The organism is Sphaerotilus sp. (genome assembly GCF_041083715.1).
Taxonomy (GTDB): domain Bacteria; phylum Pseudomonadota; class Gammaproteobacteria; order Burkholderiales; family Burkholderiaceae_C; genus Sphaerotilus.
In genome coordinates this window covers 1-13,981 of record NZ_JBFPGY010000020.1, presented here as the reverse complement: position 1 = coordinate 13,981, position 13,981 = coordinate 1, and the positions used below count along the sequence as shown (strand labels likewise).

At 71.4% G+C, this 13,981-nt stretch carries 15 protein-coding genes, 1 other RNA gene and 1 riboswitch; of the genes, 4 read left to right on the top strand and 12 right to left on the bottom strand.

Going from position 1 to position 13,981, the window contains the following annotated elements; translation table 11 throughout:
* Positions 1-151 precede the first annotated feature (151 nt).
* Genes AB3X43_RS00880 through AB3X43_RS00825 form a run of 12 tightly spaced genes read right to left on the bottom strand, consistent with a single transcriptional unit; the run spans position 152 to position 12,071 of the window.
* Entirely contained in the window at positions 152-943 is a 792-nt protein-coding gene (locus AB3X43_RS00880; protein ID WP_369428011.1) for an adenosylcobinamide-GDP ribazoletransferase, read from the bottom strand.
* 7 nt (positions 944-950) lie between these two features.
* A complete protein-coding gene (gene cobT / locus AB3X43_RS00875; RefSeq protein WP_369428010.1) occupies positions 951-2,003 on the bottom strand; it encodes a nicotinate-nucleotide--dimethylbenzimidazole phosphoribosyltransferase in 1,053 nt (350 codons plus the stop codon).
* Complete coding sequence (locus AB3X43_RS00870; RefSeq protein ID WP_369428009.1) at positions 2,000-3,496, bottom strand: cobyric acid synthase; 1,497 nt, start codon at positions 3,494-3,496, stop codon at positions 2,000-2,002. Before AB3X43_RS00870 ends, cobT begins: the two co-directional genes overlap by 4 nt.
* Positions 3,497-3,504: 8 nt before the next feature.
* The gene (locus AB3X43_RS00865) at positions 3,505-4,632 is read right to left on the bottom strand and encodes an aminotransferase class I/II-fold pyridoxal phosphate-dependent enzyme (RefSeq protein WP_369428008.1); all 1,128 of its coding nucleotides are present in this window, start codon (positions 4,630-4,632) and stop codon (positions 3,505-3,507) included.
* Positions 4,633-4,643: 11 nt separating this feature from the next.
* Positions 4,644-5,612, bottom strand: coding sequence for an adenosylcobinamide-phosphate synthase CbiB (cbiB, locus tag AB3X43_RS00860; RefSeq protein ID WP_369428007.1), 969 nt, complete (start codon positions 5,610-5,612; stop codon positions 4,644-4,646).
* A complete protein-coding gene (locus tag AB3X43_RS00855) occupies positions 5,609-6,316 on the bottom strand; it encodes a Dph6-related ATP pyrophosphatase (RefSeq protein WP_369428006.1) in 708 nt (235 codons plus the stop codon). Before AB3X43_RS00855 ends, cbiB begins: the two co-directional genes overlap by 4 nt.
* 4 nt (positions 6,317-6,320) lie before the next feature.
* Positions 6,321-6,890: a cob(I)yrinic acid a,c-diamide adenosyltransferase gene (gene cobO / locus AB3X43_RS00850; RefSeq protein WP_369428005.1), complete on the bottom strand. Its 570-nt coding sequence runs from the start codon at positions 6,888-6,890 to the stop codon at positions 6,321-6,323.
* Positions 6,887-7,672 carry an ABC transporter ATP-binding protein gene (locus AB3X43_RS00845; protein ID WP_369428004.1) on the bottom strand — a complete coding sequence of 262 codons (786 nt, stop codon included), beginning with the start codon at positions 7,670-7,672 and terminating at the stop codon, positions 6,887-6,889. The genes cobO and AB3X43_RS00845 overlap by 4 nt, the downstream gene beginning before the upstream one ends.
* The gene (locus AB3X43_RS00840) at positions 7,669-8,691 is read right to left on the bottom strand and encodes a FecCD family ABC transporter permease (protein ID WP_369428003.1); all 1,023 of its coding nucleotides are present in this window, start codon (positions 8,689-8,691) and stop codon (positions 7,669-7,671) included. The genes AB3X43_RS00845 and AB3X43_RS00840 overlap by 4 nt, the downstream gene beginning before the upstream one ends.
* Positions 8,692-8,698: 7 nt before the next feature.
* Entirely contained in the window at positions 8,699-9,556 is an 858-nt protein-coding gene (locus AB3X43_RS00835) for an ABC transporter substrate-binding protein (RefSeq protein WP_369428002.1), read from the bottom strand.
* Positions 9,553-10,122, bottom strand: coding sequence for a bifunctional adenosylcobinamide kinase/adenosylcobinamide-phosphate guanylyltransferase (locus AB3X43_RS00830; RefSeq protein ID WP_369428001.1), 570 nt, complete (start codon positions 10,120-10,122; stop codon positions 9,553-9,555). The genes AB3X43_RS00835 and AB3X43_RS00830 overlap by 4 nt, the downstream gene beginning before the upstream one ends.
* 41 nt (positions 10,123-10,163) lie before the next feature.
* Positions 10,164-12,071, bottom strand: coding sequence for a TonB-dependent receptor domain-containing protein (locus AB3X43_RS00825; RefSeq protein ID WP_369428000.1), 1,908 nt, complete (start codon positions 12,069-12,071; stop codon positions 10,164-10,166).
* 74 nt (positions 12,072-12,145) lie between these two features.
* Positions 12,146-12,386, bottom strand: a riboswitch (cobalamin riboswitch).
* An 83-nt stretch (positions 12,387-12,469) separates the two neighbouring features.
* Here AB3X43_RS00825 and AB3X43_RS00820 point away from each other — a divergent pair.
* The 4 genes from AB3X43_RS00820 to AB3X43_RS00805 form a co-directional block, all read left to right on the top strand.
* Positions 12,470-12,703 (top strand): DUF904 domain-containing protein, encoded by a 234-nt coding sequence (locus AB3X43_RS00820; RefSeq protein ID WP_369427999.1) that lies wholly within the window; start codon positions 12,470-12,472, stop codon positions 12,701-12,703.
* Positions 12,700-13,047 carry a cell division protein ZapA gene (locus AB3X43_RS00815; RefSeq protein ID WP_369427998.1) on the top strand — a complete coding sequence of 116 codons (348 nt, stop codon included), beginning with the start codon at positions 12,700-12,702 and terminating at the stop codon, positions 13,045-13,047. The genes AB3X43_RS00820 and AB3X43_RS00815 overlap by 4 nt, the downstream gene beginning before the upstream one ends.
* Positions 13,048-13,079: 32 nt before the next feature.
* Positions 13,080-13,256, top strand: a non-coding RNA gene (gene ssrS, locus AB3X43_RS00810) — 6S RNA.
* Positions 13,257-13,261: 5 nt separating this feature from the next.
* Positions 13,262-13,981, top strand: a 720-nt coding sequence (locus AB3X43_RS00805; RefSeq protein ID WP_369427997.1) for a sulfite exporter TauE/SafE family protein, incomplete at its 3' end; no start/stop codon positions are given.

Here is a 13,981-nt window from a genome sequence, read left to right as displayed (position 1 = left end):
CGGCAGGCCCTCGCGCCGCGCCGCCTGGCGGATGCGGTGCGCCAGGCGCTTGGCGCGGCGCGGATCGACCGGCAGGTCCGTGCGGCCAATGCAGCGCCCGGCCGCCCCGACCGGCTTCGGGTGGCGCCAGACGGAGAGTTCCAGCCGCACTTCAGCCATGCAGCACCGCCAGCCAGCCCAGCAGCGCCGCCAGTTCGCTCAACTGCTGCGATGCGCCCAGCGTGTCCCCCGTGTAGCCGCCCAGCCGGCCATGGAACCAGCGCCCGCACCACAGCACCATGCCCGCCAGACCGAGCAGGCCGGCCAGCACCGGGCGCAGGTCACCCAGCACGGCCACCGCCGCGGCGCTGACCACGACCGCCCAGCCCATCACGACGACCAGCCCGCGGCCGGAGATCTGCTGCGCCATCGGCTTGGCCTTGGCGTGTTCCGGATCGCCCGCATACGGCAGCACCCACAGCAGCACGACCGGCGCGACCCGCGACAGCGCATGGGCCCAGACAATGGCCACTGCGGCGCCAGCGAGGTCCGTCGACGCGATGCCGTGCAGCGCCACCGCCTTCAGCCCCAGCACGCCGACCAGCCCGAGCGCGCCGTAGCTGCCCAGGCGGGAGTCCTTCATGATGGTCAGCGCCCGCTCGCGGTGGACCACCCCACCCAGGCCGTCGCAGGTGTCGGCCAGCCCGTCCTCGTGGAAGCCGCCGGTCATCCAGACCGTCACCGCCATCGACAGCCCGACCGCCACTGGCAGCGGCCAGAACGCCGCAGCCAGCGCCAGCACCGCCGCCCCGACCGCGCCGATGCACAGCCCGACCACCGGGTAGTGGCGTGCGCTCGCGTGCATCCACTCGGGCGACCAGCCGACCCACACCGGCACCGGCACGCGGGTGAAGAACTGCAGCGCGATGAAGAACAGGCGCCACTCGTGGACCAGCCAGCGCATCGGTGGCTCAGTCCGCGCGGTCGCTCACGCCGGCCGAGGCAAAGCTGGCCATCTCCGCCAGGATGCGGCAGGCCGACTCCAGCAGCGGCCACGCCAGCGCCGCGCCCGAGCCTTCCCCCAGCCGCAGGCTGAGGCTCAGCAGCGGCTCGGCCTCCAGGCGCGCCAGCATCAGCCGGTGGCCCGACTCGTCGGACTGGTGCGCGAAGACACAGCGCTGCAGCACGTTCGGCGCCAGCCGCGCCGCCACCAGCACCGCGCTGCTCACGATGAACCCGTCGACGACGATGACCCGCCGCTGCGCCGCCGCCTCCAGCACCGCGCCGACCAGCATCGCGATCTCGAAGCCGCCGAACGCCGCCAGGGCGTCCAGCGGAGCCGTGGCCGCTTCGTGGCGGGCCAGCACCTTGCGCAGGATCTCGGTCTTGCGCACCAGCGCCGGGCCGTCCACGCCGGTGCCACGGCCGGTGCAGCGGTCGATCGACTCGCCCGTCAGCCGCGCCATCAGCAGCGAGGCCGACGAGGTGTTGCCGATGCCCATCTCGCCGAACAGCATCGCGTTGCCCGGCAGGCTGCGCACGACGCCCGCGCCGGTCTCGATCGCTGCGGCACATTCGGCGGCGGTCATCGCCGGGCCGTCCAGCGCATCCGCCGTGCCCCAGCCGAGCTTGCGCTGCAGCAGGCCCGGACGCGGCGCGAACTCGTGCTTCACACCGGCATCGACCACCGTCAGCGCCAGCCCGTGCTGGCGCGCCAGCACGCTGACCGCCGCGCCACCGGCCAGGAAGTTCTCGACCATCTGCCACGTCACGTCGCTCGGAAAGGCCGAGACGCCACGCGACGCCAGCCCATGGTCGCCGGCGAACACGACCATCTGCGGATGCTCCAGCGCCGGCAGGTCACGACCCTGGATCTGGGCCAGCTTCAGCGCCAGCGCTTCGAGGCGGCCGAGCGAGCCTTGCGGTTTGGTCTTCTGGTCGAGCGCGGTCTGGACACGGGCGGTCAGCACGTCGTCGTGCAGGTCGGCCAGCTCGGGCAGGGTGGGGAGTGCGGGTGCAGTCATCGGGTGTCCTTGTCGTTGTGGGGTTGCAGCAGGGACATCAGCACGCCCTCGGGCACGTGCCGGTCCAGGAAATCGGCGAGGCCGTCGAACACCTCGTCCAGCGTGCGCACTTCGGCGCCGAACAGCGCGCGCAGCACTGCGGGTGACTCGAACAGGCCGTGCGCATACAGCCCGAGCACGGCGCCCTGCTGCCAGCCGAGCACCTCGCCCGCAGCGTTGTGCACCGCTTCGGTGGCGGCCGGCAGATCGGCATGCTGGCCCGTGCGGCCGTGGTGGATCTCGTAGCCGTCGAAGGCGACCCCGGACAGCGCCGACCATGGCCCGTCCAGCGCGGCAAAACGGGCCTGTGTCGGCTGAAGCAGCTTGTCGGGGTCGAACGCGGTCACCAGCGGCAGCAGGCCCAGGCCCGGCGCATTACCGCCGAGCGGGTCATCGACCGCGTGCAGGTCGATCAGCGCCTCGCCCAGCATCTGCAGGCCGCCGCAGATGCCGAGCACTGCCCCGCCCTGCGCCGCGTGGCGCGCCACGGCGAGATCGAGTCCTTGGGCACGCAGCCAGGCCAGATCGGCCATGGTGTGTTTCGAGCCGGGCAGGACCACCCAGTCCGCGGCGTCCAGATCGGCCGGACCCCGCGCCCAGACCAGGCGCACACCGGGCAGGTTGCGCAGCGGCTGGAACTCGTCGAGGTTGCTGATGCGCGGGTAGGCGACCACCGCCACACGCAGCGGGCGAGCGGACGAAGCGGTGCCCGTGCTCCGGTCGTCGAACACGCCATCCTCCTCGGGCAGACCATGTTCGCGCCACATCGGCAGCACCGCCACCGTCGGCACGCCGGTCAGCGCCTCCAGCTGCGCGGGACCGGGGGCCAGCAATGCCGCGTCGCCACGGAAGCGGTTGAGCACGAAGCCGCGGATCAGCGCGCGCTCCTCGGCGGGCAGCAGCTGGTGCGTGCCGTAGAGGTGGGCGAAGGCGCCGCCGCGGTCGATGTCGGTGACCAGCAGGCAGGCGGCGTCCACGGCCAGCGCGGTGCGCATGTTCACGTAGTCGCTGCTGTGCAGGTTGATCTCGGCGGGCGAGCCGGCGCCCTCGATGACCACGACGTCGTTCTCGGCCATCAGCGCGTGCAGCGCGTCGCGGGCGAACGGCCACAGCGCCTCGCTGCGTTCGCGCCACGGCACGGCACCCAGGTCGCGCCGCACGGCACCCAGCACGACGACCTGGCTGCGCGTGTCTGCCTCGGGCTTGAGCAGCACCGGGTTCTGGCGCACCTCGGGCACGGCACGGGCAGCCAGCGCCTGGAAATACTGCGCGCTGCCGATCTCGCCCATGCACCCGTCCGGACCCGGCACCACGCGGGCGTTGTTGCTCATGTTCTGCGCCTTGAACGGCGCGACCTTCAGCCCCTGGCGCACATACCAGCGGCACAGCGCCGTGGCCAGCCAGCTCTTGCCGGCGCCACTGGTGGTGCCCAGGACCATCACTGCGCGTGCCATGTGTTTCCTCAATAAGTCGACAGGCTCTGGAACCCCGACTGGCGCACGGTCGGCACGAAGCCCCCGTCGCCCACCGTCTGTCGCCACAGCAGCGCCAGCGCCTGCTGCGTCGGCGGGGCCTGCACGCTCACGCGCACCCAGCCCGACAGGCCCATCGAGGTGCAGTCGCGCAGCTTGATGCCCACGGCGCGCAGCTCCGGCAGCACCCGCGACGGGTGCAGCGGATCGGACGCGGCGTCCTCGCCCGCCGTCCACTGGCCCCAGCGGGCGATGTAGTACGGCGTGACGCTGGTCAGGCAGGTCCAGCCCAGGCGTTTCTGGCACAGCTCGATCTGCTGCCGTCGCCAGCTCCGCAGGATGTGCAGGCTGGAGCGGACCCAGCTCTGCGCCTCGTCGCTGGCCCAGCACTGCAGCATCGCCACGGCATGCGCACCCAGCGGCCACGACGGCGCGAGGGCCGACAGCCGCTCGATCAGCCAGTCGGTCAGCGTCGCGGACTCCGGAGTGCGCGCCGGGGCGATCGCGTAGGCACCGCGCACGCCAGTCAGCCCGAGTGCCTTGTTGGGCGACCAGAGCTGCCAGGCACCATCCGGCACCGGCGGGGCCTCGCCGTCCAGCCGCAGCGGCGTGTAGGCACGGTCGATCACCAGCACCGACTCGCCCGGGTTGAACGGCGGCGCGGCACGGGCATCGCCGATCGGGCTGCCAGGCTCGGTGTGCCAGATCAGCCACGGCGGATCCTTGGCGTCCAGGTCGTCGATCTCGCGCACCGTGCGCAGGCCGAGCGCCTCGGCCGCCGCCGCGTATTCGCCGTAGGCATAGTCCGGCACCCGCACACGAGCACCCGGGTGGATCAGCGCGATCGCCAGGCTCATGCGGCGGATGAACTCGCTGGCACTGCCCGCCACGACGATGCGCACCGGCTCGACGCCGTGCAGCCGCGCGAGCTGCTGCCGCAGGGCCGCGTAGCCCGGGTCGGGGTAGCGCCGCACATCGACTTGCCGGACCTGCTCCAGCGCCATCGGCGCCGGCCCGCAGGCGTTGGCGTTGGTGGAGAAATCCCAGCGCGGCACGCCCAGGGCGTCCGGCCCCCCGTGCGTGCGCACCAGGTCATTGCGGTCGTGGATCGACGTCATGTTCTGCTCGTTCAGGCTGGCCCCCCGGCCGCCCCCATCAACGCCCACCCCAGCCAGCCACCCGCGAGCATGGTCATCCACCACCGGACGGCCGACTGGGCGTGCCGCAGCGCGGTGTCCACGTCTGCGGCCTCGGGTGCTCGACCACGGGGGTGCAAAGCATAGACCCCGGGCTTGCCCAGACAGATGTCCAGACGTAACGCCATGGCCCCCATCGGCCAGCCACCGTTGGGCGACGGCGTGCGGGCCGCCTCGCCGCGCAGCAGCGCCCAGTCCGCCGCCCGCCACACCGGCCGCAGCAGCAGGGCCGTCACCCGCGCCGTGGGCCACGACAGCACGTCGTCCGCCCGCGCCGCCCACTTGCCTGCCCATTCCCAGGCACCGCGGTAGCCCCACATCGCGTCAGCCGTGTTGGCAAACCGGTACAGCACGGCACCCGGCAGTCCCGCCACGGCGAACCACGCCAGCGGCGCGATCACCGAATCGTTGAGGTTCTCTGCCAACGTCTCGATCGCCGACTCGCGCACCTGCGTGGCCGTGAGCTGGCGTACATCGCGGCTGACCAGCCACGCCAGGCGCGCGCGGCCGGCGTCCAGCCCCTGCTGCAGCGCCGCTTCGACCGCCCGCACCTCGTCGCAGAGCATGCGCGCCGCGAACAGCGGCTTGAGCAGCAGCGCCAGCAGCGGCATGGCCAGCCACGCCGGCAGCGTCCGCAGCCAGGCCTGCAACGCCCAGGCACCCGCCACCAGCCCGGCGGCCAGCCCGCACCAGACCAGCGTTCCGCACACGAACGCAGCCCGCAGCGGCCAGCTGCGCACCCGCCGTCCGACCGGCCCCAGCACCGCCCCGAGCCACGCCACCGGATGCCAGGCGTTCGGCGGCTCGCCGAAGCGGCGGTCCAGCGCCCAGGCAAGCAGCAGCGCCCCTGCCTGCAACACGGGCCACGGCGCCGGTTCGGTCGCGAAGGCGGTCAGCGTCACGGTGCGTCGGCGAGCCGCAGTTCGTCGAACACCAGCGTGGTCGGGCGCATCGGCGGGCGGGCGAAGACGGTGCGCGTTCCGCCGCTGACCAGCGCCAGCGGCGCGGTCATGCCCGGCGCATCGACGACGACGGTGTGGAACTCGCCGTCCTCGCCGCAGACGCACACGCCCGCTGGCAGCTCGGCCAGCAGCGCCGCGTCGTAGTCGCGGCCGCAGAAACGGGCGTCCAGCCGGCCGGTGTCCACGCAGACCAGCCGCGCCCGGATACCGCGGTCGAGGACCTCGCGGGCCAGCGCCGCACGCGACGCGCCCCACAGCGGGAAGACCGCCGCCAGACCAGCGCGGGCGCAGGCCGGCTCCAGCCAGTCGCGGTGCGCCTGCAGGTCGATGTCGCCGAAGACGACGTGGGTGTGGCCGCTGTCGTGCAGGGACTGCAGCGCAGCGTCGAAGCACATCCCGTACGCCCCCGGCACGCCCTCGGGCACGGCCACCGCCCGCCACACGCCGCCGAAGGCCGCGACCTGCGTGGCGACCACCTCTGGCGCAAGCGCGTGCGATTTGCTGAAGCCGTCGGCCTCGCACATCGTCAGGAAGGTCTGCACGTCGTGACCGGCTTCGCGGGCGCGCAGCAGCGCCAGGCACGAGTCCTTGCCGGCGCTCCAGCTGATGGCGGTTTTCACCGTCGCGGGAATCGAGGCGGTCATCGCGTCAGTCCTCGATGCCGCGCTGCGCCGGCACACCCGCCTTGAAGTGGTGCTTCACCAGCGCCATCTCGGTCACGGTGTCGGCAAGTTCGATCAGCTCGTCCGGCGCATTGCGGCCGGTGAGCACGACGTGGACATGCGCCGGCCGCTCGCGCAGCGCCTGCAACACCGGCTCCAGCGGCACCCAGCCGTAGCGCAGCGGGTACATGATCTCGTCGAGGACGACGAGGAAGTGTTCGCCGGCGCGGATCGTCGCCTCGGCCTTGGCCCAGCCGTCGCGGGCGAGTTGCGCGGAGTGCTCCAGGTCCTTGCTCTTCCACGAGAAGCCGTCGCCCAGGCCTTCGATCGGGATGCCGATCTGCTCGAACAGCCGGTGCTCGCCGAAGCGGGCGCTGGGCACCTTCATGAACTGGTAGATCTTCACCGCCTTGCCGCGGCCGTGGGCGCGGATGGCCAGCCCGAAGGCGGCCGTGCTCTTGCCCTTGCCGTCGCCGGTATGGACGAGGACGAGGCCGCGCCGTTCGCCATCGGGAACGATGCGTTCGCGGTCCACGGGGGGTTGTTCGATGTTCATGGAGGGGTTCCCTGGAGGTCCTGGAAGTCTTGAAGCAGCGGCAGCGCGACCCACTGGGCACCCATGCGCTCGATGCGGATCGCGCCGCCGAAGACCTCGACCAGCGCGGCCTGCACGGCCGGATCGCCGCAGCCCCCGACGGCACGCACGTCCCCGGCCGCCAGCACGACCAGCCGGTCGGCGGCCAGCGCCAGATTCAGGTCGTGCAGCACGCTGATGACCACCTGCGTGCGGCCGAGCCGTGCCATCTGGCGAACCAGCGCGACCTGGTGCGGCGGGTCGAGGTGGGTGGTCGGTTCGTCGAGCAGCAGCACCGGCGCCTGCACTGCCAGCGCCCGGGCCAGGAACACCCGCTGACGCTCGCCGCCGGACAGCGCGGACAGGCGGCGGTGCTGCCAGGACTGGCATTCGGTGTCGCGCATGGCCTGCTGGACGATGGCCTCGTCCTGCGGACCGGGCGTCGTGAACAGGCCGAGCTGCGGCAGGCGCCCGAGGTGCACGGCATCGCGCACGGTGAGTTCGCCACCGGATTCGGCCTGCTGCGCGAGCCAGGCCAGCTGGCGGGCGCGGTCGCGGGCGGACCAGGCGGCGAGCGGGCGACCGGCCAGCGTGACCTCGCCCGCATGGAGCGGCTGCAGCCCGGCGAGGGCGCGCAGCAGCGTGGACTTGCCGGCGCCGTTGGGGCCGACGATGGCGGTCCAGCCACGCTCGAACGCGAGGGTGATGCCGTGCAGGACCATGCGGCCGCCGAAGCGGACCTGCAGCGCGCGCGCGGCGATCATCCGGCGATCTCCCGGCGGCGCAGCAGCCACAGCAGGTAGAAGCCGCCGAGCACGGCGGTCAGCACCCCGACCGGCAGCTCCTGCGGCGCGATCAGCGTGCGCGCGAGCACGTCGGCCAGCAGCAGCAGCGCGCCCCCCATCGCCGCACTCGCGACGAGCCGGTAGCCGTGGGTCGCATGGACAAAGCGGCGCACCAGGTGCGGTGCGACCAGCCCGACGAAGGCGACCATGCCGGCCTGGGACACCGCGGTGCCGGTGGCCAGCGCCATCAGCACGACGAGCACCAGCCGCAGCGTCGGCAGCGGCAACCCCAGGCTCGCAGCGCTGTCCTCGCCCAGCGTCAGCGCATCCAGCACCCGCGACAGGCGCCAGCCCGGCGGCAGCACCAGCAGCAGCACGGCGCCCAGCACCGCGCAGCTCGACCAGCCGAGAAAGCCGGTCGTGCCGAGCAGGAAGGCCTGCTTGCCGCGCAGCGCGTCGGGCGCGAGCGTCGTCAGCAGGTCGTTGAGCGCGCCCAGCACGACACCGACCACGACACCGGCCAGCAGCAACCGCGTCGTGTGCTGCGCGCCCCGTGCCAGCGACAGGGTCAGGCCGACCCCGACCAGCGCGCCCAGGAAGGCCGCTGCGACCAACCCGAAGCGCGACAGCATCTCCGCCGTCGCCAGGCTCCATCCAACCCCGGCCAGCGAACTCGCCGCCAGCACCAGCACCACGCCCAGCGAGGCGCCCGCCGCGGAGCCGAGCAGGTACGGATCCGCCAGCGGGTTGCGGAACAGCCCTTGCGCGATCGCCCCGGCCAGCCCGAACAGCGCGCCGGTCAGCCACGCGCCCAGCGTGCGCGGGGCACGGATCTGCCACAGGATCAGGTCGGCCGAGCCGTCACCCAGCATGGTGCGCAAGGCAGCGAGGCTCCAGCCCTCGCTGCCTGCGACCAGCCCGGCAGCGCCCCCGAGCCATGCGACCAATGCCAGCGCCCAGGCCAGGCGGATGCGGCGGCGCTGCTGGTGTTCGCTCATGCGGCACTCACGGCAGCGCCTGCAGGCAGTCGGCGATCAGCTCCGCTGCCTCGCCCAGCCGCGGCCCGGGGCGCACGAGCATGTCGTAGCGGCCCACCTCGAAGGCGCAGGTGCGGCCCGTCTGCAGCGCCTTCAGCGTGGCCCAGCCAGGGCGGCGCGGCATGTCGCGCAGGTTGCGCTCGACCGCCATGACCAGCTCGGGCTGCGCCCTGACGATGAATTCGGGGTTGAGTTTCGGGAACGGCCCGAGCGCGGGCGGCACGATGTTGCCCAGACCGAGTTGCGCGAGCAGCTCGCCGATGAACGAGGTGCTGCCGGCCGCGTAGGGCGCCGAGTCCACTTCGAAATAGACCTTCTGACCGCGCAGCGCCACCGGCACCCGCGCCGCTGCGTGCTGCACCTGCTGGTCGATGCGCGCCCACAGCACGGCGCCCTGCGCGGGACGGCCCATCAGCGTGGCGATGGCGGCGACCATGCGTTTCGCCTCGGCCTGGCTGCGCGGCTCCAGCACCACGACGTGCAGCCCGAGCGACTCCAGCCGCTCGACCGCCCGCGTCGAGCGCGCAGCCAGCACCACGTCGGGCCGCAACGCGACGAGGCGTTCGACCTGCGTGTCGTCCATGCCGCCAAACTTGGGCAGCGCGGCCACGCTGGCCGGCCAGTTCGAGTAGCGGTCGGTGCCGATCAGCCGTTCGCAGAAACCGAGCGCACAGACCGTCTCGGTCAGTGACGGCAGCAGCGTGACGACCCGCTGCGGCGGTGTGGCCAGCCGGATCGCCGTGCCTCGGTCATCGCGGACGATCACCTCGGCACGGACGGACAGCGCCGCCAAGACCAGCACCAGCCCCCAGAGCCACCGGGTCATCGCTGCACCACCCGCTTCACCGGCATTTCCAGCCCGGCCACCATCAGCGTCACGCTCGGGCAGCGCGCCGCAACCTGCTGGTGCAGCCGCCCGAGTTCATCGACGTAGCGCCGGGCTTCACGCGACATCGGCGACAGCCCCAGCCCGATCTCGTTGGAGACGAGCACGACCGGGCCTGGTGCAGCCTGCAGCGCGGCATCCAGATCGGCCAGCACAGCCAGCCAGGTCGCGCCATCGACCGGCGCGCCCTCGATCGGCATCAGCCACTGCGTCAGCCACAGCGTCAGGCAATCGACCAGCACGAGGCAGTCCGGCGCGCTGTGCCGGTGGATGGCGCCAGCGAGATCGCGCGGCACCTCGTCCAGCGCCATCGCCGGCACCCGCTCGGCGCGGTCGCGCTGGTGCCGGTGGATGCGTGCGCGCATCTCCTCGTCACCACCGAGCGCGGTGGCCAGCAGCACGGCGCGGTGGCCAGGCTGCGCCAGCCAGCCAGCCGCACGCGATTCACCGCAGCGCGACTTGCCGCTGCGCTGGCCGCCGAGGAGGAACTCGCTCTGGAGATGCATGGCGCGGGGCGCTCCGGTCCGGGGCCGGTCGGATCGCCTGCTCAGCGCGGCGCGTAGCGCAGCGTCACGTACAGCTCGCGACCCGGCTGGTTGTAGCCCAGCGCCGTCTCGTACTGCCGGTTGGCGACGTTGTTCAGCCGTGCACCCAGCGCCCAGTCACGCGCGTACTGCCACTGCGCGTGCAGATCGACCGTGGCATAGCCAGCCAGGCGCTGCGTGTTGGCGGTGTCGTTGAAGCGGTGGCTGTAAGCCTGCAGGCCGGCGCCGAAGGTCCAGGCGCCCTGATCGACATCGGCGCTGAACTTGGCCGCTTCGCGCGCCCGGCGCGGCAGCAGCTTGCCCTGGTTGGCGCTGCCATCGGTGTCGTTCTTCGGCGTCAGGTGGTCCACCGCGGCGCCGACCTTGACCGGACCGAGCTGGCCGTCGTAGCCCAGGCTCACGCCGTTGCTCTGCGCGTACGGCAGGTTGACCGGGTTGGCACCCTGCGTGATGTAGCCGCGGATGCGGTTGCCGAACACGGTGGCACCGAACTGCTGCTCGCCGACCGTGTAGCGCAGGCCGACTTCGGCGTGCTTGCCCTGCTCCGGCTCCAGATTCGGGTTGCCGTAGGACGGCCAGTAGAGCTGGTTGAAGCTGGGGGCGACGAAGCTGGTGCCGACCTGGGCCGTGGCGCGCAGGCCTTCCAGCAGCGCGACGCCGTAGCCGACGGTGCCGGTGGTCGGGTTGCCGTACTGCGAATTGCGGTCATGGCGGAGGCTGGCCTGCACGGTGTGGATGCCGACTGCGGCGTGGTAGCCGAGGGCCAGGCTGTTGATCGTGCGGCCCGTGACGTCGTAGTTGGTGACCGGCTTGGCCACCTTCTGCTGGAGATGCTCGGCGACCACCAGCAGCGTGCCCACGGGCAGACTGAAGGTGTTGTCCCAGCTCAGCTGCTGCTGCACGGTGGCGATGGTGCCAAGGTCCGAATACGGCGATGCGGAGGCAATCGTTTCGTAGTCGTTGGCACTGCCGGCCACGCGGACCTGCGTGCGCCAGCCCGGAGCGACCTCGCCCGACGTGTCGACCGACAGCACGCGGGTGCGCAGACCGAACTTGGCGTCGGCGCCCGGGCCGTCGTCGTAGGCGGAGAGGGCGTCAGCGCTCAGCAGGTGCGCACCGACCTGCCAGCCCTGCGGCAGTTTCAGACCGATGCTGGCACTGGCTGCATTCTGGCGGAAGCCATCGGGGTCCGCGTTGTAGTTGCCGAACTCGGCACGCGGGTTGGTGGCCGAGAAGCCGCCGTTTTCGGTGTGCAGCACCTGCAGGGCACCGCTCCACTGTCCGTCGTTGAAGCTCGCGCCGGCACTGGCCTGGCCGTAGCGGCGGTCACCGGCGGTCACCGCACCGTTGTAGCGCGTGCCCTCGCTGGCGCTGGCGCGGCGGGTGAAGACCTGCACCACGCCGCCGACCGCGTCACTGCCGTAGAGGCTGGACAGCGGGCCGCGCACGATCTCGATGCGGTCGATGTCACCGAGCGGCAGGTTGTCGAGTTCGGGCATGCCGGTGGTCGCCGAGCCGTAGCGGACACCATCGACCAGCAGCAGCACGTGGCGCGCTTCCAGACCACGGATGAAGATGGAGCTGGTCTTGCCCAGGCCACCGTTGGCCGTGAACTGGATGCCGCCCTGCTGGGCCAGCACTTCGCTCAGCGTGCGGCCACTGGCGCGCTCCAGGTCGTCGCGGGTCAGCACGGTGACATCGGCCACGGTCTGGTCGACGCGCACCGGCGTGCGGGTGGCGGTGACGACCACGGTGGGCAAGGACGCGGCGGCAGCCGTGGTGCTGGCAGCAACACCGGACTGCGCGGACACAGTGGTCGAGACGATGGAGAACGCGCACAGCGCAGCGGCCAGTGCAACAGGTCGCACGGACAGACAGGGCAGCGAGGCAGCCCGGAATTCGGAAGTCATAGGAGAACACGACACGGAAAGATCGTGCGCGCCAGCTTCCCCGCAGGCACACACCTCAATGGTGGACAACCTGCGTTGTCCACCCCCCGTTGGCCGGTATCCGGGCTGACGGACGAACCCCGAGCGACCTTCCCGGTATCCCAATGACACCAGTGGCATGTGCGCCGAGGCAGAGAGCACGAAGGCTCCCGTCCGCTTACCGTTGCGGGGGCAGCGCAGGTTGAGCGTGGCCCGAAAGGGCGGTGACTTTCCTGCTTCCCGTTTAACCGTGCTGGCGTGAAGGCCGGCACGAGCACCAACAACGTGAATTGTAAACGGTGCTGGCCCGGACCACTACAATCATCGTGAACAGGGAGCGCGGACTGTCGCGCCCATCACTACGCAAACGCCACCGCGCAATGTCCACACTCGAAGACCTCGCCGAACGGGTAGAACGGCTGCTTCTGCGCCATGAAGCGCTTCAGCACACGAATGCCCAGCTCGAACAGCAACTCGCTGCCGTCGCGGCCGAACGGGACAACCTGCGCTCCCGGCTGGCGGCAGCACGGGCGCGCATCGACGCTCTGATCGAACGTCTGCCGGCCGGTGATGTCGATACCCATGACCGTGGCGCATCGGGAGGTGGGGTATGAAACAGCTCGAAGTCAGCATCATGGGCCAGAGCTACATCCTGGCCTGTCCGGACGGCGGCCAGGCGGTCCTGAGCGCGGCGGTGCGCCAGGTCGACCGCGAGATGTGCACCATCCGCGATGCAGGCCGGGTCAAGGCCCGCGAGCGCATCGCCGTGCTGGCGGCGCTGAACCTGGCGTATTCGCTCATCGAGCACCGCACCCTGGAAGGCCATGCCGGGCCGGTGCAGATCACCGAATCCGCTCCAGCCTTGGCACCGAGCATGCCCCTGATCACCATCGACGTCGACCACCTGGTGCGCAGGATCGACGCGGCACTCGGTGAACAGGATCACACCTCGCCCTGAGCCGCAGGGCCTGGATCGTCATAGAATTGACCCGTCCGCTGCGTTCGCGGGGGTTTTATTTCCTTGAACCGATGCTCTCGCGAGCCTGGGCTTGGAACATCGACCAGCTGGTGTGATCGTCTCGCGTCAGATGAACCCGAAGCCGGTCTGACCTCGCCCACCTGAATCCCCTGGGTTCAGGAATGCGGCCTTCGGTTCGCAGCGGACACCCTACATGCACCTTGATCTCACTCTGGTCGCCGAACTGCTTGCTCTCGGCATCTGCACCGGCTTCCTGGCCGGCCTGCTCGGCATCGGAGGCGGCATGCTCATGGTGCCGTTCATGACCCTGATTCTTTCTGCGCGCGGAGTCGACGCCGCGCTGGCGGTCAAGATGGCCATCGCCACCTCCATGGCCACCATCCTGTTCACCTCGGTTTCCAGCGTGCGGGCGCACCACCAGCGCGGCGCTGTCCGCTGGGGCATCGTGCGCACGCTCGCGCCCGGCATCGTGCTGGGTGGACTGGTGGCTGGCGCCGGGGTGTTCTCGCTGCTCAAGGGCACGACGCTCGCGCTGGTGTTCGCGGTCTTCGTCGTTTTTTCCGCCACCCAGATGCTGCTGGACCGCAAGCCCGCACCCACGCGCCAGATGCCCGGCACGGCCGGCAGTCTCGGCGCCGGCAGCGTGATCGGATTCATCTCCGGGCTGGTGGGCGCCGGCGGCGGTTTCATCTCCGTGCCATTCATGAGCTGGTGCAATGTGGCGATGCACAACGCCGTGGCAACCTCGGCGGCGCTCGGCTTCCCGATCGCACTGGCGAACACGGTCGGTTATGTGGTCGGTGGGTGGTCGATGCCCAGCCCGCTGCCCGGCGCGCTCGGCTACCTGTGGCTGCCAGGGCTGGCCATCATCGCGACGGCCAGCGTCACCACGGCGCCGTTCGGCGCCCGCACC

Excerpts from the sequence above, each read along its gene's own strand:
- AB3X43_RS00880 (WP_369428011.1), bottom strand. The coding sequence starts at position 943 with ATGCGCTGGCTGGTCCACGAGTGGCGCCTGTTCTTCATCGCGCTGCAG.
- cobT (WP_369428010.1), bottom strand. The coding sequence starts at position 2,003 with ATGACTGCACCCGCACTCCCCACCCTGCCCGAGCTGGCCGACCTGCAC.
- AB3X43_RS00870 (WP_369428009.1), bottom strand. The coding sequence starts at position 3,496 with ATGGCACGCGCAGTGATGGTCCTGGGCACCACCAGTGGCGCCGGCAAG.
- AB3X43_RS00865 (WP_369428008.1), bottom strand. The coding sequence starts at position 4,632 with ATGACGTCGATCCACGACCGCAATGACCTGGTGCGCACGCACGGGGGG.
- AB3X43_RS00855 (WP_369428006.1), bottom strand. The coding sequence starts at position 6,316 with ATGACCGCCTCGATTCCCGCGACGGTGAAAACCGCCATCAGCTGGAGC.
- cobO (WP_369428005.1), bottom strand. The coding sequence starts at position 6,890 with ATGAACATCGAACAACCCCCCGTGGACCGCGAACGCATCGTTCCCGAT.
- AB3X43_RS00845 (WP_369428004.1), bottom strand. The coding sequence starts at position 7,672 with ATGATCGCCGCGCGCGCGCTGCAGGTCCGCTTCGGCGGCCGCATGGTC.
- AB3X43_RS00840 (WP_369428003.1), bottom strand. The coding sequence starts at position 8,691 with ATGAGCGAACACCAGCAGCGCCGCCGCATCCGCCTGGCCTGGGCGCTG.
- AB3X43_RS00835 (WP_369428002.1), bottom strand. The coding sequence starts at position 9,556 with ATGACCCGGTGGCTCTGGGGGCTGGTGCTGGTCTTGGCGGCGCTGTCC.
- AB3X43_RS00830 (WP_369428001.1), bottom strand. The coding sequence starts at position 10,122 with ATGCATCTCCAGAGCGAGTTCCTCCTCGGCGGCCAGCGCAGCGGCAAG.
- AB3X43_RS00825 (WP_369428000.1), bottom strand. The coding sequence starts at position 12,071 with ATGACTTCCGAATTCCGGGCTGCCTCGCTGCCCTGTCTGTCCGTGCGA.
- AB3X43_RS00820 (WP_369427999.1), top strand. The coding sequence starts at position 12,470 with ATGTCCACACTCGAAGACCTCGCCGAACGGGTAGAACGGCTGCTTCTG.
- AB3X43_RS00815 (WP_369427998.1), top strand. The coding sequence starts at position 12,700 with ATGAAACAGCTCGAAGTCAGCATCATGGGCCAGAGCTACATCCTGGCC.